Source organism: Bradyrhizobium sp. STM 3843 (genome assembly GCF_000239815.1).
GTDB lineage: Bacteria > Pseudomonadota > Alphaproteobacteria > Rhizobiales > Xanthobacteraceae > Bradyrhizobium.
The window spans coordinates 15,761-41,870 of sequence record NZ_CAFK01000292.1 but is presented as its reverse complement, the minus strand read 5'-3'; the positions used below and the strand labels follow the sequence as shown (position 1 = coordinate 41,870).

Below are 26,110 nucleotides of genomic sequence, written 5' to 3'. Positions count from 1 at the left end.
GCGTGCTGCACGCCCAGGACATCGGTATCGGCCTCGCGCGGGCGATTCGTGCCGCCGTGTCCGGCCGTCCCGGCGGCGTCTATCTCGACCTGCCGGCAAAACTGTTCGGCCAGGTGATGAACGCGCAGGCCGGCGCGGCCTCGCTGGTCAAGGTGATCGATCCGGCGCCGGCGCAGCTCCCTGCCCCGTCGGCGGTCAAGCGCGCGCTCGACGTATTGAAGAGCGCAAAACGTCCGCTGATCATCCTCGGCAAAGGCGCCGCCTATGCGCAGGCGGACGAGGCGATCAAGACCTTCGTCGAGAAGAGCGGCGTGCCGTTCCTGCCGATGAGCATGGCCAAGGGCCTCCTGCCTGACCTGCACCCGCAATGCGCGGGCGCTGCGCGCTCGACCGTGCTGAAGGACTCCGACGTCGTCATGCTGATCGGCGCCCGGCTCAACTGGCTGCTGTCGCATGGCAAGGGCAAGACCTGGGGCGATGCGCCCAAGAAGTTCATCCAGGTCGATATCGAGCCGAAGGAGATGGACTCCAACGTCGAGATCGCGGCGCCCGTGGTCGGCGACATCGGTTCGGTCGTCTCCGCCTTCGTCGATGCGATGGGAGCGAACTGGCCGGCGGCGCCGGTCGAATGGACCAGCGCGGTGCAGAAGAAGCGCGAGGACAACGTCGCCAAGATGGCGCCGCGGCTGATGAACAACAACTCGCCGATGGACTATCACGGCGCGCTCGGCGTGCTGCGCACCATTATCAAGGAGCGTCCCGACGCGATCCTGGTCAATGAAGGCGCCAATACGCTCGACCTCGCCCGCGGCGTCATCGACATGTACCAGCCGCGCAAGCGGCTCGACGTCGGCACCTGGGGCGTGATGGGCATCGGCATGGGCACGGCAATCGCGGCCGCTGTCGAGACCGGCAAGCCGGTGCTGGCGATCGAGGGCGACAGCGCGTTCGGCTTTTCCGGCATGGAGGTCGAGACCATCTGCCGCTACAACCTGCCGGTCTGCGTCGTGATCTTCAACAATGACGGCATCTATCGCGGCACCGACGTCAATGCGGGCGGTGACGATCCTGCGACCACCGTGTTCGTCAAGGGCGCGCGCTACGACAAGATGATGGAAGCCTTCGGCGGCGTCGGCGTCAACGCGACGAGCCCCGATGAGCTGAAGCGCGCCGTCAACGCGGCGATGGATTCGGGCAAGCCGACCCTGATCAACGCGGTGATCGATCCCGCCGCGGGCTCCGAAAGCGGCCGCATCGGCAACCTCAACCCGCAGAGCGTTCTGAAGAAGAAGTAAGGCAACCCGCCGGCATCAACGCCCGCTCGCGCGGGATGACCATTCAGTTACGGAGAGAAACACATGACCAAGGCGCTTGAGGGCGTTCGTATTCTCGATTTCACCCACGTTCAGTCGGGGCCGACCTGCACGCAGTTGCTGGCCTGGTTCGGCGCCGACGTCGTCAAGGTCGAGCGTCCGGGTGTCGGCGACATCACCCGCGGACAGCTGCAGGACCTCCCGAACGTGGACAGCCTGTATTTCACCATGCTCAACCACAACAAGCGCTCGATCACGCTCGACACCAAGAACCCGAAGGGCAAGGAGGTGCTGACCGAGCTGATCAAGAAGTGCGACGTGCTGGTCGAGAATTTCGGCCCCGGCGTGCTCGATCGCATGGGCTTCCCCTGGGAGAAGATCCAGAGCATCAACCCAAAGATGATCGTCGCCTCGATCAAGGGGTTCGGCCCCGGCCCGTACGAAGACTGCAAGGTCTATGAGAACGTCGCCCAGTGCACCGGTGGCGCGGCCTCCACCACCGGCTTCCGCGACGGCCTGCCGCTGGTGACCGGCGCTCAGATCGGCGATAGCGGCACCGGCCTGCATCTGGCGCTCGGCATCGTCACCGCGCTCTACCAGCGCACCCAGACCGGCCGCGGCCAGCGCGTCACCGCCGCGATGCAGGACGGCGTGCTCAATCTCTGCCGCGTCAAGCTGCGCGATCAGCAGCGCCTCGATCACGGGCCCCTGAAGGAATACAGCCAGTTCGGCGAAGGCGTGCCGTTCGGCGACAGCGTGCCGCGCGCCGGCAACGATTCCGGCGGCGGCCAGCCCGGTCGCATCCTCAAGTGCAAGGGCTGGGAGACCGACCCCAACGCCTACATCTATTTCATCACCCAGGCCCCGGTCTGGGAGAAGATCTGCGACGTGATCGGCGAGCCGACCTGGAAGACCGACCCGAACTACGCCAAGCCGGCGGCCCGCCTGCCGCGCTTGAACGAGATCTTCGGGCGGATCGAGCAGTGGACCATGACCAAGACCAAGTTCGAGGCCATGGAGATCCTCAACGAGTTCGACATCCCCTGCGGCCCGATCCTGTCGATGAAGGAACTGGCCGAAGACCAGTCGCTGCGCGCGACCGGAACCGTGGTCGAGGTCGACCACCCCACCCGCGGCAAGTACCTTTCCGTCGGAAACCCGATCAAGCTCTCGGACAGCCCGGCCGACGTGAAGCGGTCGCCGCTGCTCGGCGAGCACACCGACGAGATCCTGCGCGAAGTGCTCGGCTTCAGCGACCACCAGGTGGCCGAAATCCACGACTCCGGCGCGCTGGATCCGCCGCGCAAGCAGGCCGCCGAGTAAGGCGACGGCGTAGCGTCAGAGAAGACAGTCGCGGCGAGATCGCCGCCGAATACGGCTATCGTCGAAAAAAAGCCGCCGGCATCCCGGCGGCTTTTTGATTCCGCTATTCGGAGGATCGATCTCTCCCGCGTAAGCTCGTTACAGAGGTCAAGTCTACAGAGATCACGTCGCGGCCCGTGAGCTTGCTGATCCGGTCTTGAGGATGGAGCGGAAGCGGCGCAATCGTTGTGACCCTAACCGGAAATTTATTCAACGTCGTAAGAGCGACCACCGTCCTGCAACGATTTGCAAGAGGCGTGAAAACTTGGTCAGCAACGTTGACCAAGTGAAGCCGCAAAAACTCTGCTAGGCTTGAGCATCCGGGCGTTCGGCCCCTCCGGGAGGCTAGGATGACGAACTCGGAATTCTCCAACGACCTACCGGACAAGCCGGCATCCGATAATGGCCCACTGAATGAAACGCCAACTGATAACGCGCCAACGGACGCATCGGCATCGAATCTCAACCGCAAGGATCGCCTCCGAGCGCGATTGCAGTTCATCAGCGGGGCGCTCGCTTCGATTGCCGCAATAGGCGCGATCGCAGGTGGCCTCATCGGCTACTGGACTGTATGGAAGACGCTCCGCACCGACGTGTTTCCGGACAAGCACCAGACTCAGAGGGAAGCGACTGCCCGGCCCGATATCGCTCCCCGCTTGTCACTCGTCGTCCTCCCGTTCGCAAACCTCAACAATGATCCGGAGCAGGACTATTTCGCCGATGGCATTACGACCGATCTGACGACCGACCTCGCGCAAATGCCCGGCGCGTTCGTTATCGGACGCGGGACGGCCTTTACATTCAAGAACAAGCAGATCGACTTCAGGACCCTTGGCAAGGACCTTGGCATCCGCTGGGCAGTCCAGGGCGCGGTGCGGCGTAACGGGGATCAGGTCCGGGTCAACGTGTCACTTACGGATGTGGCGAGCGGTCGGGACGTCTGGTCCGATCGTTTCGACGGCGATCGCGCGAACCTCGCCGCCTTGCAGGACCAGATCACGGCGCGGCTCGCCCGCTCGCTGAACATTGAACTGATCCAGGCCGAAAGCCGCCGCAGCGAAGTGGACCGGCCGACGAACCCAGATGCCGTGGACTTCACGATGCGTGGCTGGGCAAAGCTCTACGAGCCGCAGTCGAAAATCCAGAATGCCCAGGCACAGGACCTGTTCGATCGTGCACTACGCCTCGATCCGGATAACGTGGAGGCCATGATTGGCAAAGCGCGGTGTTTAGCGGCCGGTGTGAACAACCGATGGTCTGCGTCCGTTGTTGAAGACAGAAAGCAAGCCATCGATCTCATCGACAGAGTTCTGTCAAAAAGCTCGACAAGCGCGAGTGCTCATTTGACCAAGGGAACCATTCTTCTATTTGGACATCCTGAGGAGGCATTGGCTGAATACGATGCAGCGCTTGAAATTGATCCAAATAATCCAGCTGTCTACGCTGGCAAAACAATTACACTTGTCGTCACCGGGCGGGCGCGCGAAGCCTTCTCGCCGCTCCAGTTGGCTCTCCGTCTCAGTCCCAGAGATCCTCTTGCTTTCCTTTGGCGCTTCTGGCTTTGCCACGCCCACTTGCACCTGCATCAATATGGAGAAGCCATCGAGGAATGCAGGCGGTCGGTCAATCTGAATAACTCGTACTGGTATGCCTATGTCGATTTGACATCGGCTTATGGCGCCACGGGGCAATTGGAGCAGGCACAGCAGAGCTTGACTGAATTGAACAAGCTCCGTCCAGACTTCACGATCCAATGGTACCGTGATCTCACATACTCAATCTCGACCAACCCGCAGTTTCGGCGTGAGATCGACGATATCCTCGACGGGCTGAGAAAGGGAGGCGTCGGGGAGCAATGAGCCGGAGATGCGGTTTGCTTGCTGACGTTGACGGTCTATTCCATCTCGAATGTCACCTATTGGCCGGCCCATATCGGACCTGCGAGTTGCCCCGTTGCGAAGGCCGCTTCAGAAGCTGAACCGGACATCTGGCGCAACGAAGGAACTGGCCGAGGACCAGTCGCTGCGCGCGACCGGAACCGTGGTCGAGGTCGACCACCCCACCCGCGGCAAGTACCTGTCAGTCGGAAACCCGATCAAGCTGTCGGACAGCCCGGCCGACGTGAAGCGGTCGCCGCTGCTCGGCGAGCACACCGACGAGATCCTGCGCGAGGTGCTCGGCTTCAGCGATCACCAGGTGGCCGAAATCCACGACTCCGGCGCGCTGGATCCGCCGCGTAAGCAGGCGGCCGAGTAAGGCCTCCGGGACCACCACGAACAAAAGTTGCGCAAAGCCACCCGTTGGGCGGCTTTTTCGTATCGAAAACTCTAAAATCGATTGGAAATCCAAATCGTGGCATATGTGCTGCACCGCAAACAGATAATGGTGCTATGCAATAAGATCCGTTGTATCTGGCATCTGGTATACGTAGATTATGCTCAATCAGCGTCACACAGTGCAACTTGATTGAGAGACATGACCATGGCCAAGACCGTCGCCCTCCCCCTTGTTCAGCCCGTGAGCCTGATCGGCCGCATGATCGCAACCCTTGATCGCGTCCTGATGGCGAGCGCCCGCGCCGCCGTCCGCAACGGCGACCTCCCCTATTTCGGGCTTTGATGCCCCGGCCGCCGTTGCGGCCAAGGCAACCACCCAAACCTCCCGACTGATGGCTCCGGGCTTCCCCGGGGCCATTTTTTTCGTTCTCCCTTAAGCGCGGCACGACTGGCTCAACCAAAGAGCGATTGACGGCTGTGCGGCAAATTGGCGCTGTGTCCGGGTCGGCGCTTGATGCCTCGGGATGAGGCATAAGAGGATACCCCAGACGCGCCAACCGAGAAGCGCTATGGGAGGACGAATGACAGACGTGGTTCACGCGGGGGCTCCCGCATCGGCGCGAGCAAGCGAAGCCTATCGCTGGACGCAGCTCGCGGTCGGCGTCGCCGCCATGGTGATGATCGCCAACTATCAGTACGGCTGGACCTTCTTCGTCCCTGACATCGCCAAGACCTTCGGCTGGGATCGCGCCTCGATCCAATGGGCGTTCACGCTGTTCGTGTTGTTCGAGACCTGGCTGGTGCCGGTCGAGGGCTGGTTCGTCGATAAATACGGCCCCCGGGTCGTCGTTCTCGTGGGCGGCATCCTGTGCGCCGCCGGCTGGGCCATCAACGCCCAGGCCGCGACCTTGAACGGCTACTATCTCGGCATGATCGTCGCCGGCATCGGCGCCGGCGCCGTCTACGGCACTTGCGTCGGCAACGCGCTGAAATGGTTTCCCGACAAGCGCGGCCTCGCCGCAGGCATCACCGCGGCAGGCTTCGGCGCCGGATCCGCGCTCACCGTCGCCCCCATTCAGGCGATGATCCGCGACTCCGGTTTTCAGACCACATTCCTGTATTTCGGGCTGGGCCAGGGCCTCATCATCGTCATCCTCGCCTTCTTCCTGTTTGCACCGAAGGAAGGCCAGGTCCCCGCCGTCGCGCAGAACGCGAACCTGGTGCAGAGCCGGCGCAACTACAATCCGACCGAAGTCCTGCATCAGCCGATCTTCTGGCTGATGTATTTCATGTTCGTGATCGTCGGCGCCGGCGGGCTGATGGTGACGGCAAACCTCAAGCCGATCGCCGGCGATTGGCAGGTCGACAACATCCCCGTCACCCTGATCGGCATGACGATGACGGCGGTGACCTTTGCGGCAACCATCGACCGGGTGCTCAACGGCTTGACGCGGCCGTTCTTCGGCTGGATCTCCGACCAGATCGGACGCGAGAACACCATGTTCATCGCCTTCGGCCTGGAAGGCATCGGCATCTGGGCGCTCTATATGTTCGGCCACGATCCGGTCTGGTTCGTCATTCTCTCGGGCCTGGTATTCTTCGCCTGGGGCGAGATCTACTCCCTCTTCCCCTCGACCTGCACCGACACGTTCGGCGCCAAATTCGCCACCACCAATGCGGGCCTGCTTTACACCGCCAAGGGCACGGCAGCCCTGCTGGTCCCGCTCGCCAATTATGCGCAGCAGTCGACCGGTCATTGGGACCGCGTTTTCGTCATTGCCGCCGGCGCCAACATCCTGGCGTCCCTGCTTGCAATCGCGGTGCTCAAGCCCTGGCGCAAGGTGGTCGTTGCCAAATCCGCCATAGACAGCACATACGGACGGACCGGCTGAACCGCTCAATAATAAAGCAGCCCGACGTGACCAATCAAAGGCTCGGCAATTTGCCGAGCCTTTTCTTTGACTTACGCAAAAACTACCGTAGGCTGCTGCGGCGCTCGTGTTGCACCGCAGCTGAAGTCGATGTTGCGCACTGGAATATATTATACCAGTATACAACGACGCGCGAACGACAAACCCGCCTGCACCGGTTTCGACCACAACAGAGCGCGGTCATGGGAGGACTCATGGTTTCCAGTGAAAGGGCGGCACCGCCCGCCCAAGCACCACAGCAAGTACAACACAGTGGCTCTCGATGGCTCCAGCTCGCGATGGGCATCGTCTGCATGGCGATGATCGCGAACCTGCAATATGGCTGGACACTGTTCGTCGACCCCATCGATGCGAAATATCATTGGGGTCGCGCGGCCATCCAACTTGCATTCACGATCTTCGTGGTCACGGAAACCTGGCTGGTCCCGGTCGAGGCGTGGTTCGTCGATAAATATGGCCCGCGCATCGTCATCATGTTCGGTGGCGTCATGATCGCGCTCGCCTGGATCATCAACGCCAATGCCGACTCGCTGACCCTGCTTTACGCCGGCGCTGTGGTCGGCGGCATCGGCGCGGGAGCCGTGTACGGCACCTGCGTCGGCAATGCGCTGAAATGGTTTCCCGATCGCCGCGGCCTCGCCGCCGGCGCCACCGCCGCCGGCTTCGGCGCCGGCGCCGCTCTCACCGTCGTGCCGATCGCCAGCATGATCGCGTCCAGCGGCTACCAGAGCGCCTTCCTCACCTTCGGCATCGGACAGGGCGTTATCGTGTTCGTGCTGGCGATCTTCCTCCGCCCGCCGTCGGTCGTGGTGCCTGCACGGAAGAAGCAGCTGAACCTGCCGCAGACCAAGATCGACTACACCCCGCCTCAGGTGCTGCGCGCCCCGATCTTCTGGATCATGTATCTGGTGTTCGTGATGGTGGCCTCCGGCGGCCTCATGACGGCGGCGCAGATCGCGCCGATCGCCCATGACTTCAAGATCGCCAACACGCCGGTGAGCCTGGCCGGCTTCGAAATGGCGGCGCTGACCTTTGCGATCTCGCTCGACCGCATCTTCGACGGCTTCGGCCGGCCGCTGTTCGGCTTCATCTCCGACACGATCGGTCGCGAGAACACGATGTTCATCGCGTTCGGAACCGCGGCCCTGATGCTGCTGACGCTCTCGACCTACGGTCACGTCCCGATCGTGTTCGTGCTCGCCACCGCCGTCTATTTCGGCGTGTTCGGCGAGATCTACAGCCTGTTCCCGGCGACCTCGGGCGATACGTTCGGTGTCAAATACGCGACCACCAACAACGGCATGCTCTACACCGCGAAGGGGACTGCATCCCTGCTGGTGCCGCTGGCGAGCGTCATCTCCGCCAGCTATGGCTGGCAGGCGGTCTTCGTCGTCGCGGTTGCCCTCAATGCGACGGCAGCGCTGATGGCGCTGTTCGTGATCAAGCCGTTGCGGCGGAGCTTCATTCTCGGCAACGAGGCGACCGCAACCGAGCCGGCCGCGAAGGATGCGCGCACGGCCTGAGACGCTCGTCGCTCGAACCCAAAAGGGCGCGCCATGGCGCGCCCTTTTTTTGTGTTTTAGTGTGCACCGCTTCTCTTGGTGGACGCTGAAAGCTTGGAGCAGCTTCGATCTCACTGCACTCCAGTCCCGTCACCGCAATTCCTGGCGTCGGCGCCAGGGCAATCAGTCCACGACTATCAGTTCACACTCGACAGGAAGCGCGCCAGAATGGTCCGGCTCTGGGTGAGCATGTCGATGCGGTCATCGATCAGGCCGACCTGCTGGGCGAGTATCCTGCGCAGCTCGTTGCACGGCGTAAAATCCGGCCGGGTGTTCTGCACGCACGGAAGCAACTGCCGGATCGTTTCAAGTGTCATCCCGGCCGAGCCGAGCACCTTGATCCGGCGCACGACTTCTTCTTCCGCCGGACCATAGTCGCGGTAGCCGGCATCGGTTCGCTGCGGAGAAAGCAATCCCTCCTCTTCGTAGTAGCGCAGCATGCGAACGCTGACCCCCGTCCTCCGGGAGAGTTCACCGATCTTCACTGAAACCTCTTGACCCTAACAGCGCTGTCAGACCTTACAGACTGTGCTCCTGCAAGTGAAGACCCCTGCAAAGGAGCAACGATGAAAGCCTATCATCTCCACGGCGATGCCGGCGTCGGCAGCCTTGTGCGTGCCGACGTCACCAAGCCCGAACCTGCCAAGGGCGAGGTTCGCATCCGGGTCGAGGCGGCAAGTCTCAACTACCGCGACCTCCTGACCCTCGATGCGGCCGGACAAGGCGGCCTCAACGGCCGCGTGCCGCTCTCTGACGGCGCGGGGGTCGTCGATGCCGTCGGCTCCGACGTCACGCAATGGCATGTCGGCGACCGCGTTGCGGCCTCCTTCTTTCGCGACTGGATCTCGGGGCCATTCAAATCCGGCTATGTTGCGTCAGCGCACGGTGGCCGCACGCTGGACGGACTCCTGACAGAGTACGTTGTGTTGCCGGCCACCGCGCTGGTTGCCGTGCCGGAGCATCTCAGTGTGATGGAAGCGGCGACCCTGCCCTGTGCCGCCGTGACGGCCTGGCACGGCCTCATCACGCGCGGGGGCTTGAGCAAGGGCGACACGCTGCTGGTTCAGGGGACGGGGGGAGTCGCGCTGTTCGGCCTTCAGTTCGCCGTGGCGCTTGGCGCACGCGTCATTGTCATCTCATCCTCGAACGCGAAACTCGACCGCGCCAAGGCGCTGGGAGCCTCGATCCTCATCAACTACCGCGACACGACCGACTGGGATGTTGCCGTCATGAAAGCCACGGACGGCCAAGGCGCCAGTCATATCCTCGAACTCGGCGGTCCCGCGACCTATGACCGATCCATCCGATCGGTCGCTTCGGGTGGCAAGATCGTTCAGATCGGCGTCTTGACCGGGTTCGGCCCGAAGCCTGATCTCGCGCGCCTTCAATGGGAGAATGCCGACATCATCGGTGTCACCGTCGGATCGGTCGAGCATTTCGCCGCGATGAATCGCTTCCTGGCGGAACACGCGATCCACCCGATCGTCGACAGCACCTATGGCTTCGACGACGTCCCCGACGCGTATGCCGATCTCCGGGCCGGATCGCATTTCGGCAAGGTCGTCGTGAAGCTGTAGAGAGCGCCCCTGGCTTGAGGGCTCATGGCCGATGTGCGGCGGCAATTCATGCCGCCGCAGCGAGGCTCGATCGATCAATCCAATGCTCACCATCCGTTCTGGCATGCCAGTAACTCGCCTCCTTTGCTATTCTTCCAAATGTACCAGACAGTCCGACAGCATTACTTACGTTATCTCAAAGGCTTCTCGGTCGTGAATTCCCTGCTAAAGCAATTGACAATTGGCATTTTGTATACCAGGATTTGATCCGTCCAATATCAATAAACCAAGGAGGGTGCCGTGAACGTCGGAGACATCCTGCGCAACAAGACAGCGCGCGTGGTTACAGTGCGGATGAACGAGACCGTTGGCGTGGCCGCGCAATTGATGCGCGCCAGCAACATCAGCGCCCTCGTCGTCAAGGACGTGGTGCGGACCGAGGGCAATACGGCGGTCGGCATGTTCACCGAGCGCGACGTGGTCCGCGCCGTTGCCGAACATGGCGCGGCTGGCGTGACCATGAAGGTGTCGCAGCTGATCTCGGTGCAGCGGCTGATCTCCTGCAGCACCACCGATACGCTCGATCACGTCCGCCATCTGATGAACGTGCATCACATCCGGCATCTCCCCGTGATCGACGACTTCGCGCTCGCCGGCGTCATCAGCATGCGCGACGTCTCGGCGGCGTTCGACGAGGCCGCCGCCGTCGCCGCGTGAGCGAGCGCTGACCGCCGTGGGCAGGCTGCACCGATGAACGACTGGTGCAGTCGCCATGCCGTGTTGGCCGGTGTGCATTGGAGGCTGCCGCAGTAGAGTCCCTGCTCCTCTCGCCTGACAGGGACAAGCTCAATGAAGGCCTATGTCTACGGCGCCAATGGCGCCGCGATTTCAGACGTTCCGAAGCCCACGCCGAAAGGCACGCAGGTCCTCATCCGCGTGCGGGCCTGCGGCCTCAACCGCGCCGATCTCGGCATGACCAAGGGCCATGTCCATGGTTCGGCCGGCGGTGTCGGCACCGTGCTCGGGATGGAATGGGCCGGCGAAGTGGCCGAGCTCGGCCCTGAAGCCAGGGGCATCAAAATCGGCGACAAGGTGATGGGATCGGGTGCGGCCGCCTTCGCCGAATATACGCTCGCCGATCACGGCCGGTTGTTGCACGCGCCGTCGAACATGAATTTCGACGAGGCCGCGACCCTGCCGATCGCGCTGACCACCATGCACAACGCCGTGGTCACCAATGGCGCGCTGCAGCCCGGCCAGAGCGTGCTGGTTCAAGGCGCGAGCTCCGGCGTCGGCCTGATGGCGATGCAGATCGCCAAACTCAAGGGTGCTGCGCGCGTGATCGGCTCCTCCACCGATCCGGCGCGGCGTAGCCGGCTCAAGGAATTCGGCGCCGACCTTGCAATCGACTCCAAAGATCCTGCCTGGGTCGACGAGGTGCTGAAGGCAACCGATGGCGCGGGCGCCGACCTGATCATCGACCAGGTCTCCGGCCAAGTGGCCAACCAGAATCTCGCGGCAACCAAGGTCAAGGGCCGCATCGTCAATGTCGGCCGCCTCGGCGGAACCCATGCCGACTTCAACTTCGATCTGCATGCGGCGCGACGCATCACCTATATCGGCGTCACCTTCCGCACGCGCTCGATCGAGGAGATCCGCGAGATCTTCGACGCGGTCAAAACCGATATCTGGAGCGCGGTCGAATCGCGCACGCTGCGGCTGCCGATCGATCGCGTCTTCGCCTTCGACGACATCGGCCGGGCGTTCGCGCACATGGAAGCCAACAAGCATCTCGGCAAGATCGTCGTGACGCTGTGACAACGCGCTTCTGACATTTAGACGCAGTAAAAAACGGAATGCGCGGGGAATAGTGGCTTCCCGCGCGATCCCGGCTTTCAACGCCGGAAACGGGCTGCTAAATCCGCGCCCATGACGGATGCCCTCGCCCATACCGACCACGGCAAGACCCGCGTCGCGGCAATCTCGATTGTCGCCAGCGCCAGCATGGCCACTGCCAAGCTCGTGGTCGGCGTCATCATCGGCAGCCTGGCCCTGATCTCGGAGGCCCTGCACAGCGCGGTGGACGTCGTGGCCACCGTGATCACCTGGATGGTGGTCCGCGTCTCCGATCGCCCGGCCGATGAGGAGCATCACTACGGGCATGGCAAGCTGGAAAGCCTGTCGGCGCTCGGCGTCATCGCCCTGCTCTACGTGCTGGCCGGCGGCGTGCTGGTCGAATCCTACAGCCGGCTGCGGGAGGCCGCGCCTGCTCCGATCATCTCGGCGATTCCGTTCCTGGTGCTGCTGGTCGACATCGCCGTGAACTTCTGGCGGGCACGCGCGCTGCACCAGGCCGCGCACAAGACGCATAGCCAGGCGCTGGCGGCGGACGCGCTGCACTTCGCATCCGACGTGCTCGGCTCGATCGCAGTCATCATCGGCCTTGGGCTGTCCGCGCTCGGCTTCTGGTGGGGCGACGCGGCCGCGGCGATCGCGGTCGCGTTGATGATCTCCGTCCTCGGCTTCCGGCTCGCCCGCTCCACCGTAGAAACACTGCTCGATCGCGCCCCTGAAGGCGCTGCCGACAAGGCGCGCGGCGCGATCCGCTCGGTGGCGGGCGTGGTCGAGATCGAGCGGCTGCGGGTCCGGCTGGTCGGGGCCACGCATTTCGTCGACGCAACGGTCAAGGTGCCGCGCACCTATCCGATCGATCGGATCGACGAGATCAAGCGCAAGGCCCAGGCCGCCGTCGACGCCAGGCTCGGCGGCGCCGACGTCACCTTCACCACCGTGCCGGTGGCGCTGAGCAATGAGAGCGTGCGCGAACGCATCATGGTGATCGCGCGCAACTCCGGCCTCGCCATCCACCACGTGACCGTGCACGATGTCAGCGGGCAATTGATCGTCGCCATTGATCTCGAGGTCGACGGCAATATGAGCCTGATGGCAGCTCATGACATCGCGCATCGGCTCGAAGTCAGCATTCGCGACGAATTCGGCGCTGATGTCGAGGTCGATACCCATATCGAGCCGCTGGAGCCCGAACTGCCGTTCGGTGCCGATGCCGCCCCCGACCGCGTCAACGAGATCGCCGCGGCGCTCCAGCGCTTCGCGGCGGAGACCGAGGTCTATGACGTCCATAACGTCCGCGTGCGCAACACCGAGGCCGGCGAGATCGTCAACTTCCATTGCCGCGCGGCGCCGTCGATGAGCGTGCTCAAGGTGCACGACAATGTCGATCACATCGAGCGCAGCCTGCGTCGCGCCTTCCCCAGCGTGAAACGTGTCATCAGCCACGCAGAACCGCCACATGCTTGAAGCGAACGTCACACGACGTTCCCGCTTCGGACTCGTTCAGCCGGCTTTTCGCCACCGCGATTCCTCATTGGATAAGATTTATTCGCCTTAACCAAATCGTTGACTCTCGACAGGCCACAAAAACTGGATTCAAATCAGGTTGATTCGGAAGTGCTGGGGGCTCTTTCGAAACTTAGGTGTTCATCGAAGTTTTGCGGGGGTCTTCAGCATGGCGCGTGCGCATGCCGCGAACGCGTATGTCCAATCTTCTGACTCGATCAAAGGGTTGGCGCAGTCGATTGCGAAACCAGCCTATCAGAGGCTGTTGACCGCTGAGCCGGTCTTGCGTCGTGCCGTCCCAACCTTGATCATCGCCTTTCTGGTCACGATCTGCCTCGGCGCCTTCGTGCAGGTCCTCGACCAGAGCCGGCAGAAGCGGACAGCCAACAAGCGGGACCTCGCCGCCGTCGCCGATCTGTTGGCCGACCGGATCGGCCATCTGTCGACGCGGCCCGACCGCATCAGCAATATCGAGCGTCTGCAGACCTTGCTGCCGGATCTCATCCCGGCCTGGGGTATCGCCGCCGGCCGCCATGTCATCGTCACCGGCGCCGATCACCGTATTCTTGCGCGGGTTCCGATCGATTCCAGCCTCGGCGAGAACGACCGCATCCTCGACCTGATCTCGACGGCACAGCTGCTGGCCACACCGGGCCTGCAGGGCACCGTCACCGAGATCATCCTGCCGAACGGCCGCAGCGCGCTCGCGATCTCGCAGCTGATCAAGGCGCTGCCAGGCCGCGTCGTCGTGATCCAGGAGAAGCTCGAGCCGATCTGGGGATCGGATGCCGCGCTCTCGGTGACGCTGTCGGCCACCACCGGCTTCGTCGTCCTGATCCTCGGCTTCGCCTTCCATTGGCAGTCCACCCGCGCCCGCGAAGGCGATCTCATCAACGACGCGGTGCGCGGCCGCATCGACACCGCGCTCAATCGCGGCCGCTGCGGGCTGTGGGATTGGGACCTGTCGCGCGGCCGCATCTTCTGGTCGAACTCGATGTTCGCGATGCTCGGCCTCAACAATCGCAGCGACCTCCTGACCTTCGGCGAGGTCAATGCGCTGGTGAATTCCGACGACATCGATCTGTTTGCGATCGCCGACCAGCTGGTCGCGGGCGAGATCGCCCAGATCGACCAGAGCTTCCGCATGCGGCATACCGACGGCCACTGGATCTGGCTGCGCGTGCGCTGCGAGCTGGGCCAGGGCGCAACCGAGTCCGGCCTGCACCTGATCGGCATCGCCGTCGACATCACCGAGCAGAAGAGCCTCGCCGAGAAGACCGTCGAAGCCGACCTGCGGCTGCGCGACGCGATCGAGACCATCCCCGAGGCCTTCGTGCTGTGGGACGCGAGCAACCGGCTCGTGCTCTGCAACTCCCATTTCCAACGGCTGCACAAGCTGCCGGAGTCGGCGGTCATTCCCGGCACCTCCTATGAGACGGTGATCGAGGTCGGCAAGATGCCGGAGGTCCGCACCCGGCTGCATGACAGCGGCCCGCACCTTCCCGGCGCTCGCACCTTCGAGGCCCAGCTCGACGACGGCAGCTGGCTGCATATCAGCGAGCGCCGCACCAAGGACGGCGGCTATGTCTCGGTCGGCACCGACATCACCCGCATCAAGGAGCACGAGCAGAAACTGGTCGACAATGATCTGCGGCTGCGCGCCACGGTCATCGACTTGCAGCGCTCGCAGGCGGTGCTGGAGCGGCAGGCCATCGAGCTGGCCGACCTCGCCGAGAAATATGCCCAGGAGAAGAACCGCGCCGAGGAAGCCAACCAGACCAAATCCAAATTCCTCGCCAATATGAGCCACGAGCTGCGCACGCCGCTCAACGCCATCATCGGCTTCTCCGAGATCATGGGCAGCGGCATGTTCGGCTCGCTCGGCTCGGAGAAGTATCAGGAATATTGCCACGACATCCTGACCTCGGGTCAGTATCTGCTCGAGGTGATCAACGACATCCTCGACATGTCCAAGATCGAGGCCGGCCGCATGAAGCTCGACATGGAGCCGCTCGATCTCTCCAAGACGCTCGCGGAATCGCTGCGCGTGGTCTCCGGGCGCGCCCAGGACAAGAGCCTGGTCCTCGATGCCGACATCGCGGGCAGCATTCCGATCATCGCCGATCGTCGGGCCACCAAGCAGATCGTCGTCAACCTGCTCTCCAACGCCGTGAAGTTCACCCCGGACGGCGGCCGCGTCACCATGCGCAGCCGCATCTTCGGCGACAGAATCGTGCTCGTCATCGCCGACACCGGCATCGGCATTCCGCCGCAGTCGCTGGCACGGCTCGGGCGGCCCTTCGAGCAGGTCGAGAGCCAGATGACCAAGACCTATCACGGCTCGGGCCTGGGGCTTGCGATCGCGCGCTCGCTCACGCAATTGCACGGCGGCTCGATGCGGCTGCGCTCCAAGCTCGAATCCGGCACGGTGGTGCGCGTGACCCTGCCGCGCGATGCCTACAAGGCCGCTGCAGCGATTTTCGCTGCAGCGTGAGCTGCGCGGACCGAGCTTGGTCTGATCTGCGATTCAATACGCCCACGCCCCACCGTCATCGCCCCGCTCGGCCGGGCGATCCAGTATTCCAGAGACAGCGGTTACTAGCAGAGACGTCTCGGCGTACTGGATCACCCGCTTTCGCGGGTGATGATGACCGCGATTGATGCAACGACGTTGCCATCTCGGAGATCTGGATAACGCGCTTCGCGTTGAAACGGCGGACGAACTCCGCATTTCGACGCAGGCCTCTTTGCACATATTTGCAGCTTGACGCGACTGCCGGATAAGCCACTTTTGACGCGCAGCTGGCGCGCACCATACTTGGCGCCTCGGTTCATGATGAGGTCCAATGATGGCCGAGCCGACACCGCTCCGCGATCTGTTCGACCGATGGGAACAGGTCTGGCATGAAGGACGCTTCGACCTCGTCTCCGCATGCGTCTGCCCGCACTACATCAGGCATGACGAAGCCGGCGACCGAACCGTGACCCGAGAGGCCTATGCAGCCGAGCTCGCCAAGCTGAGGCAGGCCAGGCCCGATATACGGATCATCGTCTATGATCATGCGCTCCATGGCAATCGGGCCTGGTATCGCTTCACGATGAAGTGGACCGATCAGGGCGAGGGAAAGATCTGCACCCGGGCGGGCCTGCAGAGCTACCGCGTCGAGAATGGCAAGCTCGCCGAGACGTGGGTCACGCTGCAGCCGATCGGCTCGGCCTGGAGCGATCCGCTGGCGCAGGAGCGCTGGACCAGCCCTCCCCCGATGGCGTGACGCAGCGGCTCGTTGCGCGAGCATCGCAGATGACAATTGACGATCCGATGGATCAGCAATTATGGCTGCGCATCCAAACCATCGGATTGTCAGCGTGATCTATCTCTTCATCGTCGCCGCCTTTGCATATCGCTTCGCGATGCTCGCGGTCTCCATCAGAAACGAAAAGCGCCTGCGTGCCGAAGGCGCCACCGAATATGGCGCTCCGGTGTCGCGCTGGCTCGCCATCGCCCACGTTGCATTCTATCTCGCTGCAACGGCCGAGGGCATTGTCCGCGCAGCCGCCTTTGACGCGATCAGCGCGGCAGGCTTCGCCATCTACCTGTTCGGCGCGGTGATGCTGTTCGTGGTGTCGCGGCTGCTCGGGCGGTTCTGGACCGTGAAACTGTTCATCGCGCGCGATCATCGACTGGTCACGCATCCGCTGTTCCGGGCCGTGCGTCACCCCAATTATTTCCTCAATATCCTGCCCGAGCTGATCGGTTATGCGTTGACGCTCCACGCCTTCGCGACGCTGATCGTCGGCCTGATCGTCTATGCCGTACCGCTCACCTTGCGCATCCGCCAAGAGGAGACGGTGATGCGCGAGGCCTTCGCGGAGTATTGAAGCTGCCGCGCCACCGCGCGCCGGCCGTCATCTCCTCGGCATGCGACGGAGCTATGCGATTGGCGGCCCGTTCGGCCGGTAGACTTGCAGATCGACAATGCGTCTAATCGGCGGCGCCTGATCGGCCGGGACGCCAGAGCGCAGAAAATCGACAGAGGAACCCCATGAGTTTTTCCAGCATCTTCGCGCGCAGTGTCGCGCTGGTGGGTGGTGCGGCGCTGCAATGGCGGCGGTTGCAGGGCGACACGCCGAAGCCGGCCTGGGGCCAGCAACCGGAGATCCCCACCGCCAAGCCGCAGGGCGCGCTCCCGACCCTGAAGATGCCGACCGCGCAGGGCTGGAGCGCCGGGCACGTCCCGACGACGGCAGCGGGGCTCAAGGTCAATGCCTTCGCGACCGGGCTGAAACACCCGCGCTGGATCAACGTGATGCCCAACGGCGACGTCCTCGTCGCCGAGGCGACGCAGGTCGCCACGCCGCCCCGGAACGTCTTTCAGTACGCGATGCAGGCAACGATGCGCCGCGCCGCTGCGCTCGGCATCAGCGCCAACCGCATCACCCGCCTGCGCGACGACAATGGCGATGGCGTTGCGGAGGTTCAAACGACCTTCATGGAAGGATTGAACCAGCCGTTCGGCATGGCGCTGATCGGCGACACCTTCTATGTCGGCAACACCGATGGCATCGTCGCGTTTCCCTATGCGGCCGGGGCCGACAAGATCACCGCGCAAGGACGGCGGCTCACCACCTTCAAGCCCGCCGGGCACTGGACGCGCAGCCTGCTGCCGAGCGCGGACGGCAAGAAGCTCTATTGCGGAGTCGGCTCGCTCACCAATATCGCCGAGCTCGGTTTCGAGGTCGAGCAAGGCCGCGCCTGCATCTATGAGCTCGATGTCGCCAGCGGCGAAAGCCACATCTTCGCCTCAGGCCTGCGCAACGCGGTCGGCCTCGCCTTCGAGCCGACCACGAACGTGCTCTGGACCGTGGTCAATGAGCGCGACGGCCTCGGCGACGAGACGCCGCCCGACTATCTGACCTCGGTGCGCGAGGGCGGCTTCTATGGCTGGCCCTATTGCTACTGGGGCAAGACGGTGGATGACCGCGTACCGCAGGATCCGGCCATGGTGGCCAAGGCGATCCAGCCGGACTACGCGCTCGGCGGCCACACCGCCTCGCTCGGTCTGTGCTGGATGCCGGCCGGCCACCTGCCCGGCTTTCCCGACGGCATGGTGATCGGCCAGCACGGCTCCTGGAACCGCAGCAAGCTCAGTGGCTACAAGGTCGTGTTCATCCCGTTCGAGAACGGCCGCCCATCCGGTCCGCCACGCGACATCCTGTCGGGCTTCCTCGCGCCCGACGAGCGCGCCTCCTATGGCCGGCCGGTCGGCGTCACGCTCGGCCCCGACCGCTCGCTGCTCGTCGCCGACGATGTCGGCGACTGCATCTGGCGCGTGACGGGGGCGTGAGGCGAGCGAGGCGTCTCCGCCGACATGCCGCGCCATCGCGCCCAGCGATGGCTCTCATCACAGCAAACCATTTTTCGCGCATGCTCGGAACGGCTAGCACCATGCCATGTCGAGCATCCGTCTCAACCGTCATCCTGAGCCAACAACACGTCACCGCGCCCGCGCACCGCTGTGGCCCTTGGCGCTGGCGGGCTTCTGCGCGTCCCTGGTCGGCCTCGGGCTGGCGCGTTTCGCCTACACGCCGCTGATCCCGGCGTTGATCGCGGCGCATTGGTTTGCGCCATCGGATGCGGTGTATCTCGGCGCGGCCAACCTCGCCGGCTATCTCGGCGGTGCCGTGCTTGCGCGTCAGCTGGCCGCGCGCGTCGGCGCGGTCTTCAGCCTGCGCGCCATGATGGTGCTGGCCTCGCTCTGCTGCATTGCCTGCGCGTCGCCGCTATCATTCGCCTGGTTTTTTGGTTGGCGGGTCCTGGCCGGACTGTCCGGTGGCGTCATCATGGTGCTGGCGGCGTCAACCATCCTGCCGCACACTCCGCCTGACAAGAGGGGCATCGTCGGCGGGGTGATCTTTGCTGGCGTCGGCCTCGGCATTGCCGCATCCGGCACGCTGGTCCCGCTGCTCCTGCAGCAGGGACTGATGCAGACCTGGTACGCACTCGGCGCGCTCTCGGCGCTGTTGACGCTCGTGAGCTGGCGGGCCTGGCCGTCCGATATAAGGGGCGCACAAGCGCCTGCCGGTCATCAATCCAGATCGCGCAAACAGTCGTCATTGGTGTTGCTGCTGAGCGCGGAATACGGCCTCAACGCGGTGGCGCTGGTGCCGCACATGGTATTCCTGGTCGATCTGGTCGCGCGCGGGCTCGGACAAGGCATCTCGGCCGGATCGGACTATTGGGTGCTGTACGGAATCGGCGCCATGATCGGACCGCTGCTGACGGGACATGTCGCCGACCGCGCGGGCTTCGGCCCGACGCTGCGCGCCGCCTTCCTGATCGAGGCCATAGCGATTGCATTGCCCGCGCTCACGGTGACGCCGGCCGCACTGATCGTCTCCAGCGTCATCGTCGGCGCCTTCACGCCAGGCATCGTACCGCTGGTGCTCGGCCGCATCCACGAGGTCATCCCCCATAACGCTGCCAACCAGCGCGCTGCATGGGGACAGGCGACCACGAGCTTCGCGCTGTTTCAGGCCATCGGGGCCTACGGGCTGTCCTATGCCTTCGCGCGAACGGGCGGGAACTACACGGCGCTGTTCGCCGTCGGCGCCGTCGCGGTGACCGCCGCGCTCGCGATCGATCTGATCGTGCCCCTGCTGCGTCGGCACGCCTGAGGCGCGGCCGCGCGGCCCGTCACGCCTGCAAACTGGGCGCGACCTCGCGGGCGACGTGCACCAATGCTGCGATCAGCGGCGTCATCGGGTCACGCTGGGGAATCACCAGCCCGATCGAGTAGTTGATCACGGGATCGACGATCGGGATCGAGCGGACCTTGTCGGCCAGGCCGAGCGTCTCGGCGAGCTTGGCCGGCATCACGCTGGCCCAGCGGCCGGTCTTCACATGCGTGTAGAGCACGAGCAGTGAATTGGAGGTCAGCGTCGGCGTCACCTCGTTGCCGGCCGCCCGCAGCGCACGGTCGATGATGCGGCGGTTCTGCATGTCGGGAGTCAGCAGGCAGAGCGGCACCTGCCCGACCTCCTTCCATGTCACCTGCTCACGGTCGCCGAACATCGCATCCGGCGCGGTCAACAGCCGATAGCTCTCGTTATAGAGCGGGATGGTGCGGACCTTGCCGATCGGCTCGTTCTCGATATAGGTCAGCCCGGCATCGACCTCGAGATTCTCGAGCAGCCCGAGCACGTCGGCCGAGGTGCAGGACATGATGCGGAAGCGCACGTCCGGATGACGGGCGCGGAACGGCGTGGTCAGCGACGCCACCATGCCGAGCACGGTCGGCACCGCGGCAATCCGGATCTCGCCCGAGAGCTTGTCCTTGAGCCCGTTGATCTCCTGCCGCATCGCCCGGAAATCGCCGACGATACGCCGCGCCCAGTCCAGGGTCCGCTCGCCCTCGGGCGTAAAGCCCTGGAAGCGCGAGCCGCGCTGCACCAGCATGACGCCGAGGATCTCCTCCAGCTGCTTGATGCTGGTCGACATGGTCGGCTGGGTGACGCCGCAGGCCTCCGCGGCGCGGCCGAAATGTCGCTCCTTGGCGAGCGCCAGCAGAAGTTCGAGCTTATCGATCAAAAACGCGGCCTTCCGGGAGGTTGTGGTGCGGAGCGCTTTTCCTACACTGGTTTCATTACCATGGCGAACGCGGTCGCAACATGGCAAAGCTGCGACGCAGAACCGCTAAGGGCCTGTTTTCCGTCCAATTTTAGCAATGCTTCGATTGCCTTTCGCTATCGCAGCACGGGACAGCTTTATTGATATTTGGATCAATTCCAATTCTCATCAAGGCAAGCCAGCAACATTGATTGGGACAAGAATGACGTCGGTCTACGAACCTTGGGAGGCGGCGCGCGGCGCCGACATCATCGCCGAACACAGCCAGATGGAGGGCGCGACCCTGCCGATCCTCCACGCGCTCCAGGAGGCGTTCGGCTATGTTCCGGAAGAGGCGCTGCCGATGATCGCCTCCGCGCTCAATTTGTCGCGCGCGGAAGTTTACGGCGTGTTCACCTTCTACCACGACTTCCGCAGCCGGCCGGCCGGCCGCCATGTGCTGAAACTGTGCCGTGCCGAGGCCTGCCAGGCCGCCGGCGGCGATGCTTTGGCCGCCCGCGCCGAGGCCAAGCTCGGCATCGCCCTGGGCAACACCACGGCGGACCAGCGCGTCACGCTGGAGCCGATCTACTGCCTGGGGCTGTGCGCCACCGCGCCATCGGCGATGCTCGACGGTCGCCTGGTCGGGCGGCTCGACGAAAACAGGCTCGATGCACTCGTGTCGGAGGCCCAGCGATGAGCCTGCGTCTGTACGTTCCCTGTGATGCCGGCGCCCTTGCGGTCGGCGCCGATGAGGTCGCGCAGGCGTTGGCCTCGGTCGCGAGCCAGCGCGGCCTCACGATCGATATCGTCCGCACCGGCTCGCGCGGCCTGTATTGGCTGGAGCCGCTGATCGAAGTCGCGACCCCGGCGGGCCGGATCGGATTCGGCCCGGCGACATCGGCCGATGCGGCCTCGTTGCTCGATGCCATCGTCTCCAGTGGTCAGCATCCGCTCCGGCTCGGCGCGGTCGAAGACATCCCTTGGCTGAAGCGGCAGACCCGCCTCACCTTCGCCCGCTGCGGCATCATCGATCCGCTCTCGCTCGACGACTATCGCGCCCATGGCGGCTATCGCGGGCTGGCCCGCGCACTGACGCTCACACCGGACGAGATCATTGCCGAGGTCACGACCTCGGGCCTGCGCGGCCGCGGCGGCGCCGGTTTCCCCACCGGCATCAAGTGGAAGACGGTGGCGCAGACGGCAGCGGATCGCAAATACGTCATCTGCAACGCCGATGAGGGCGACAGCGGCACCTTCGCCGACCGCATGCTGATGGAGGGCGACCCCTTCGTCCTGATTGAGGGCATGACGATCGCCGGCATCGCGGTGGGCGCCACCAAGGGCTACATCTACAGCCGCTCCGAATATCCGCACGCGATCGCGGCGACCGCGAAAGCCATCGCGATTGCCAGGAAGGCCGGCCTGCTCGGCGACAAGATCGCCGGCTCGAACTTCTCCTTCGATCTCGAAGTGCGCATGGGCGCCGGCGCCTATGTCTGCGGCGAAGAGACCGCGCTGATGGAGAGCCTCGAAGGCAAGCGCGGGCTCGTCCGTGCCAAGCCGCCGCTGCCGGCGCACCATGGGTTGTTCGGCAAGCCGACCGTGGTCAACAACCTGCTCTCCTTCGCTGCAATCCCGTTCATCCTCGACGAGGGCGCCAAGGCCTATGCCGATTTCGGCATGGGGCGCTCGCGCGGCACGATGCCGATCCAGCTCGCCGGCAATATCAAATATGGCGGCCTGTTCGAAACGGCGTTCGGCATCACGCTCGGCGAACTGGTGGACGAGGTCGGCGGCGGCACCTTCACCGGCCGCCCGGTGCGGGCGGTGCAGGTCGGCGGGCCGCTCGGGGCCTATTTCCCCCGCGCGCTGTTCGACACGCCGTTCGACTATGAGGCCTTCGCCACGCGTGACGGCCTGATCGGCCATGGCGGCATCGTCGTGTTCGACGACACCGTCGACATGGCGAAGCAGGCGCGCTTCGCGATGGAGTTCTGCGCCATCGAATCCTGCGGCAAATGCACGCCTTGCCGAATCGGCTCGACCCGCGGCGTGGAGACCATCGACAAGATCCGTCGCGGCGACCGCGTCGGCGAGAACATCGCATTGGTCGAAGACCTCTGCGGCACCATGAAACTCGGCTCGCTCTGCGCGCTTGGCGGCTTCACGCCCTACCCGGTGCTGTCAGCGCTCAAACATTTCCGCGAAGATTTCGGACCGCAGCAGCCGCGCCTGCAGGCTGCAGAGTAAGGACATCACCATGTCGCTCATCCAGGAAACCGACTACGGCACGCCCCGCTCCAAGTCCGAGACCATGGTGACGCTGACCATCGACGGTCAGAGCATCACGGTACCCGAGGGCACCTCGATCATGCGCGCGGCCATGGAGGCCGGCACGCAGATCCCCAAACTGTGCGCGACCGACATGGTCGACGCCTTCGGCTCCTGCCGGCTGTGCCTGGTGGAGATCGAGGGCCGCAATGGCACCCCGGCCTCCTGCACCACGCCGGTGGCGGCGGGTCTGGTCGTGCACACCCAGAGCGAACGGCTGAAGAAGCTGCGCAAGGGGGTGATGGAGCTCTACATCTCCGACCATCCGCTCGACTGCCTGACCTGCGCGGCGAATGGCGATTGCGAGCTCCAGGACATGGCCGGCGCTGTCGGCCTGCGCGACGTCCGCTACGGCTATCAGGGCGAGAACCATGTGTTCGCGGAGGCCAAGGGCGACGTCAATCCGGCCTGGCTGCCGAAGGACGAGTCGAACCCCTATTTCACCTATGATCCCGCCAAGTGCATCGTCTGCTCGCGCTGCGTCCGCGCCTGCGAGGAAGTGCAAGGCACCTTCGCGCTGACCATCTCCGGCCGCGGCTTCGACAGCCGGGTGTCGCCGGGCATGAGCGAAAGTTTCCTGGGCTCCGAATGCGTCTCCTGCGGCGCCTGCGTGCAGGCCTGCCCGACCGCGACCCTGACCGAAAAGTCTGTGATCGAGATCGGCCAGCCCGAGCATTCGGTGGTCACCACCTGCGCCTATTGCGGCGTCGGCTGCGCCTTCAAGGCGGAGATGCGCGGCGAGGAAGTGGTGCGCATGGTGCCGTACAAGGACGGCAAGGCCAATCGCGGCCATTCCTGCGTCAAGGGCCGCTTCGCCTGGGGCTACACGACGCACAAGGAACGCATCCTCAAGCCCATGATCCGCGAGACCATCGCGGAGCCCTGGCGCGAAGTGTCGTGGGACGAGGCGTTCAATTTCGCTGCGCAAAAGCTGCGCGGCATCCAGCAGAAATACGGCCGCGACGCGATCGGCGGCATCACCTCCTCCCGCTGCACCAATGAAGAGACCTATCTGGTGCAGAAGCTGATCCGCGCGGGCTTCGGCAACAACAATGTCGACACCTGCGCCCGCGTCTGCCACTCGCCGACCGGCTATGGCCTCGCCACCACCTTCGGCACCTCGGCCGGCACCCAGGACTTCGATTCGGTCGAGGACACCGACGTCGTGATGGTGATCGGCGCCAATCCGTCGGACGCGCATCCGGTGTTCGCCTCGCGCATGAAGAAGCGTCTGCGCCAGGGCGCACACCTGATCGTGGTCGATCCGCGCCGCACTGATCTCGTCAGCTCGGCGCACGTCAAGGCCGATCACCATCTGCCGTTGATGCCCGGCACCAATGTCGCGGTCCTGACCGCGATGGCGCATGTGATCGTCACCGAAGGGCTGGTCAACGAGGCCTTCGTGCGCGAGCGCTGCGACTGGAGCGAATTCCAGGACTGGGCCACCTTCGTTGCCCAGGAGAAGAACAGCCCCGAGGCGGTCGCGCTCATCACCGGCGTCGATCCGAAGGAACTGCGCGGCGCGGCGCGGCTCTACGCCACCGGCGGCAATGCCGCGATCTACTACGGCTTGGGGGTCACGGAGCACAGCCAGGGCTCGACCACCGTGATCGCGATCGCCAATCTGGCGATGGCGACCGGCAATATCGGCCGCCGCGGCGTCGGCGTGAACCCGCTACGCGGCCAGAACAACGTGCAGGGCTCCTGCGACATGGGCTCGTTCCCGCACGAACTGCCGGGTTACCGGCACATCGCGGGCGACGCCGTGCGCGACCAGTTCGAGGCGATGTGGAACGTCAAGCTCAACCCTGAGCCGGGCCTGCGCATCCCCAACATGTTCGACTCCGCGATCGAGGGCACCTTCAAGGGCCTCTACGTGCAGGGCGAGGACATCCTGCAGTCCGATCCCAACACCAGCCACGTCGTCCAGGCACTTTCGTCCATGGAGTGCGTTGTCGTCCAGGATCTGTTCCTGAACGAGACCGCGAACTATGCCCATGTGTTCCTGCCCGGCTCGACCTTCCTGGAGAAGGACGGCACCTTCACCAATGCCGAGCGCCGCATCCAGCGGGTGCGCAAGGTGATGAGCCCGCGCAATGGGCTCGCCGACTGGGAGGTCACCATTGGCCTCGCCAAGGCCATGGGCTTCGAGATGACGTACAGCCACCCGTCCGAGATCATGGACGAGATCGCGGCGCTGACCCCGACCTTCACCGGCGTGTCCTACGCCAAGCTGGACGAAATGGGCTCGGTGCAGTGGCCCTGCAACGACAAGGCGCCCGAGGGCACGCCGATCATGCATATCGACGGCTTCGTGCGCGGCAAGGGCAAGTTCGTCGTCACCGAATATGTCGCGACCGACGAGCGGACCGGACCGCGCTTCCCGCTGCTGCTGACAACCGGGCGCATCCTGTCCCAGTACAATGTCGGCGCCCAGACGCGGCGCACCGACAACGTGGTCTGGCATGGCGAGGACCGGCTGGAAATCCATCCGCACGACGCCGAGCAGCGCGGCATCCGCGACGGCGACTGGGTGCGGCTGGCCAGCCGCGCCGGTGAGACGACGCTGCGCGCGCTGATCACCGAGCGCGTGGCGCCGGGCGTGGTCTACACCACCTTCCACCACCCGATGACGCAGGCGAACGTGATCACCACCGACTATTCGGATTGGGCCACCAACTGCCCCGAATACAAGGTCACGGCGGTGCAGATCTCGCCGTCGAACGGTCCGTCGGACTGGCAGAAGGCCTATGACGAGCAGGCCCGGAACTCACGCCGGATCGCGCCCGTCGTGGAAGCCGCGGAGTGAGCTG

At 64.3% G+C, this 26,110-nt stretch carries 20 protein-coding genes and 1 pseudogene; 19 read left to right on the top strand and 2 right to left on the bottom strand.

Annotated elements, in window-relative coordinates; translation table 11 throughout:
• The 7 genes and pseudogenes from oxc to oxlT (BRAS3843_RS29490) all read left to right on the top strand — a co-directional run.
• On the top strand, positions 1–1,295 hold a 1,295-nt coding region (gene oxc, locus BRAS3843_RS29515; protein WP_035983202.1), incomplete at its 5' end, for an oxalyl-CoA decarboxylase.
• A 63-nt stretch (positions 1,296–1,358) separates the two neighbouring features.
• Positions 1,359–2,636 (top strand): formyl-CoA transferase, encoded by a 1,278-nt coding sequence (frc, locus tag BRAS3843_RS29510; protein ID WP_008972813.1) that lies wholly within the window; start codon positions 1,359–1,361, stop codon positions 2,634–2,636.
• A gap of 389 nt (positions 2,637–3,025) precedes the next feature.
• Positions 3,026–4,534 (top strand): tetratricopeptide repeat protein, encoded by a 1,509-nt coding sequence (locus BRAS3843_RS29505; protein WP_008972812.1) that lies wholly within the window; start codon positions 3,026–3,028, stop codon positions 4,532–4,534.
• A gap of 139 nt (positions 4,535–4,673) precedes the next feature.
• Positions 4,674–4,931, top strand: a pseudogene (locus BRAS3843_RS29500) (CoA transferase); the annotation flags it as partial.
• A 225-nt stretch (positions 4,932–5,156) separates the two neighbouring features.
• Complete coding sequence (locus BRAS3843_RS41725) at positions 5,157–5,294, top strand: hypothetical protein (protein ID WP_175361163.1); 138 nt, start codon at positions 5,157–5,159, stop codon at positions 5,292–5,294.
• Positions 5,295–5,532: 238 nt separating this feature from the next.
• Positions 5,533–6,843, top strand: a complete 1,311-nt coding sequence (gene oxlT / locus BRAS3843_RS29495; protein WP_008972810.1) for an oxalate/formate MFS antiporter — start codon at positions 5,533–5,535, stop codon at positions 6,841–6,843.
• 233 nt (positions 6,844–7,076) lie between these two features.
• A complete protein-coding gene (oxlT, locus tag BRAS3843_RS29490) occupies positions 7,077–8,405 on the top strand; it encodes an oxalate/formate MFS antiporter (protein ID WP_008972809.1) in 1,329 nt (442 codons plus the stop codon).
• Positions 8,406–8,581: 176 nt separating this feature from the next.
• Here oxlT (BRAS3843_RS29490) and BRAS3843_RS29485 read toward each other — a convergent pair whose 3' ends face one another.
• On the bottom strand, positions 8,582–8,929 hold the full coding sequence (locus BRAS3843_RS29485; protein WP_035983200.1) for a MerR family transcriptional regulator: 348 nt from the start codon (positions 8,927–8,929) through the stop codon (positions 8,582–8,584).
• A gap of 81 nt (positions 8,930–9,010) precedes the next feature.
• Between BRAS3843_RS29485 and BRAS3843_RS29480 the strand changes: the two genes are divergently transcribed.
• The 9 genes from BRAS3843_RS29480 (at position 9,011) to BRAS3843_RS29440 (ending at position 20,032) form a co-directional block, all read left to right on the top strand.
• Positions 9,011–10,021, top strand: coding sequence for an NAD(P)-dependent alcohol dehydrogenase (locus tag BRAS3843_RS29480; RefSeq protein ID WP_008972807.1), 1,011 nt, complete (start codon positions 9,011–9,013; stop codon positions 10,019–10,021).
• Between the two features lie 279 nt (positions 10,022–10,300).
• On the top strand, positions 10,301–10,717 hold the full coding sequence (locus tag BRAS3843_RS29475) for a CBS domain-containing protein (protein WP_008972805.1): 417 nt from the start codon (positions 10,301–10,303) through the stop codon (positions 10,715–10,717).
• A 132-nt stretch (positions 10,718–10,849) separates the two neighbouring features.
• The gene (locus BRAS3843_RS29470; protein WP_008972804.1) at positions 10,850–11,818 is read left to right on the top strand and encodes a zinc-binding dehydrogenase; all 969 of its coding nucleotides are present in this window, start codon (positions 10,850–10,852) and stop codon (positions 11,816–11,818) included.
• Between the two features lie 111 nt (positions 11,819–11,929).
• Positions 11,930–13,318, top strand: coding sequence for a cation diffusion facilitator family transporter (locus BRAS3843_RS29465; protein ID WP_008972803.1), 1,389 nt, complete (start codon positions 11,930–11,932; stop codon positions 13,316–13,318).
• Positions 13,319–13,526: 208 nt separating this feature from the next.
• Positions 13,527–15,851: a PAS domain-containing sensor histidine kinase gene (locus tag BRAS3843_RS29460; protein WP_008972802.1), complete on the top strand. Its 2,325-nt coding sequence runs from the start codon at positions 13,527–13,529 to the stop codon at positions 15,849–15,851.
• Between the two features lie 355 nt (positions 15,852–16,206).
• Entirely contained in the window at positions 16,207–16,629 is a 423-nt protein-coding gene (locus BRAS3843_RS29455) for an ester cyclase (RefSeq protein WP_008972801.1), read from the top strand.
• 61 nt (positions 16,630–16,690) lie between these two features.
• Positions 16,691–17,236: an isoprenylcysteine carboxylmethyltransferase family protein gene (locus BRAS3843_RS29450; protein WP_008972800.1), complete on the top strand. Its 546-nt coding sequence runs from the start codon at positions 16,691–16,693 to the stop codon at positions 17,234–17,236.
• Between the two features lie 164 nt (positions 17,237–17,400).
• The gene (locus tag BRAS3843_RS29445) at positions 17,401–18,702 is read left to right on the top strand and encodes a sorbosone dehydrogenase family protein (protein ID WP_008972799.1); all 1,302 of its coding nucleotides are present in this window, start codon (positions 17,401–17,403) and stop codon (positions 18,700–18,702) included.
• Between the two features lie 106 nt (positions 18,703–18,808).
• Positions 18,809–20,032 (top strand): YbfB/YjiJ family MFS transporter, encoded by a 1,224-nt coding sequence (locus tag BRAS3843_RS29440; RefSeq protein ID WP_083841459.1) that lies wholly within the window; start codon positions 18,809–18,811, stop codon positions 20,030–20,032.
• A 19-nt stretch (positions 20,033–20,051) separates the two neighbouring features.
• On the opposite strand, the gene BRAS3843_RS29435 is transcribed toward BRAS3843_RS29440, so the two are convergent.
• The gene (locus tag BRAS3843_RS29435) at positions 20,052–20,945 is read right to left on the bottom strand and encodes a LysR family transcriptional regulator (protein WP_008972797.1); all 894 of its coding nucleotides are present in this window, start codon (positions 20,943–20,945) and stop codon (positions 20,052–20,054) included.
• A 241-nt stretch (positions 20,946–21,186) separates the two neighbouring features.
• On the opposite strand from BRAS3843_RS29435, the gene BRAS3843_RS29430 reads away from it, so the two are divergent.
• Genes BRAS3843_RS29430 through fdhF form a run of 3 tightly spaced genes read left to right on the top strand, consistent with a single transcriptional unit; the run spans position 21,187 to position 26,106 of the window.
• A complete protein-coding gene (locus BRAS3843_RS29430; RefSeq protein WP_008972796.1) occupies positions 21,187–21,663 on the top strand; it encodes a formate dehydrogenase subunit gamma in 477 nt (158 codons plus the stop codon).
• Positions 21,660–23,216 carry an NADH-quinone oxidoreductase subunit NuoF gene (locus tag BRAS3843_RS29425; RefSeq protein WP_008972795.1) on the top strand — a complete coding sequence of 519 codons (1,557 nt, stop codon included), beginning with the start codon at positions 21,660–21,662 and terminating at the stop codon, positions 23,214–23,216. The genes BRAS3843_RS29430 and BRAS3843_RS29425 overlap by 4 nt, the downstream gene beginning before the upstream one ends.
• Positions 23,217–23,226: 10 nt before the next feature.
• Positions 23,227–26,106, top strand: a complete 2,880-nt coding sequence (gene fdhF / locus BRAS3843_RS29420) for a formate dehydrogenase subunit alpha (RefSeq protein ID WP_008972794.1) — start codon at positions 23,227–23,229, stop codon at positions 26,104–26,106.
• Positions 26,107–26,110: the final 4 nt, after the last annotated feature.

Bases quoted from the DNA above. Each gene is read 5' to 3' on its own strand.
- BRAS3843_RS41725 (WP_175361163.1), top strand. From the start codon at position 5,157: ATGGCCAAGACCGTCGCCCTCCCCCTTGTTCAGCCCGTGAGCCTGATC.
- BRAS3843_RS29505 (WP_008972812.1), top strand. From the start codon at position 3,026: ATGACGAACTCGGAATTCTCCAACGACCTACCGGACAAGCCGGCATCC.
- BRAS3843_RS29480 (WP_008972807.1), top strand. From the start codon at position 9,011: ATGAAAGCCTATCATCTCCACGGCGATGCCGGCGTCGGCAGCCTTGTG.
- oxlT (WP_008972810.1), top strand. From the start codon at position 5,533: ATGACAGACGTGGTTCACGCGGGGGCTCCCGCATCGGCGCGAGCAAGC.
- BRAS3843_RS29465 (WP_008972803.1), top strand. From the start codon at position 11,930: ATGACGGATGCCCTCGCCCATACCGACCACGGCAAGACCCGCGTCGCG.
- BRAS3843_RS29440 (WP_083841459.1), top strand. From the start codon at position 18,809: ATGTCGAGCATCCGTCTCAACCGTCATCCTGAGCCAACAACACGTCAC.
- BRAS3843_RS29470 (WP_008972804.1), top strand. From the start codon at position 10,850: ATGAAGGCCTATGTCTACGGCGCCAATGGCGCCGCGATTTCAGACGTT.
- fdhF (WP_008972794.1), top strand. From the start codon at position 23,227: ATGTCGCTCATCCAGGAAACCGACTACGGCACGCCCCGCTCCAAGTCC.
- frc (WP_008972813.1), top strand. From the start codon at position 1,359: ATGACCAAGGCGCTTGAGGGCGTTCGTATTCTCGATTTCACCCACGTT.
- BRAS3843_RS29445 (WP_008972799.1), top strand. From the start codon at position 17,401: ATGAGTTTTTCCAGCATCTTCGCGCGCAGTGTCGCGCTGGTGGGTGGT.
- BRAS3843_RS29450 (WP_008972800.1), top strand. From the start codon at position 16,691: ATGGCTGCGCATCCAAACCATCGGATTGTCAGCGTGATCTATCTCTTC.
- BRAS3843_RS29455 (WP_008972801.1), top strand. From the start codon at position 16,207: ATGGCCGAGCCGACACCGCTCCGCGATCTGTTCGACCGATGGGAACAG.
- BRAS3843_RS29425 (WP_008972795.1), top strand. From the start codon at position 21,660: ATGAGCCTGCGTCTGTACGTTCCCTGTGATGCCGGCGCCCTTGCGGTC.
- BRAS3843_RS29460 (WP_008972802.1), top strand. From the start codon at position 13,527: ATGGCGCGTGCGCATGCCGCGAACGCGTATGTCCAATCTTCTGACTCG.
- oxlT (WP_008972809.1), top strand. From the start codon at position 7,077: ATGGTTTCCAGTGAAAGGGCGGCACCGCCCGCCCAAGCACCACAGCAA.
- BRAS3843_RS29430 (WP_008972796.1), top strand. From the start codon at position 21,187: ATGACGTCGGTCTACGAACCTTGGGAGGCGGCGCGCGGCGCCGACATC.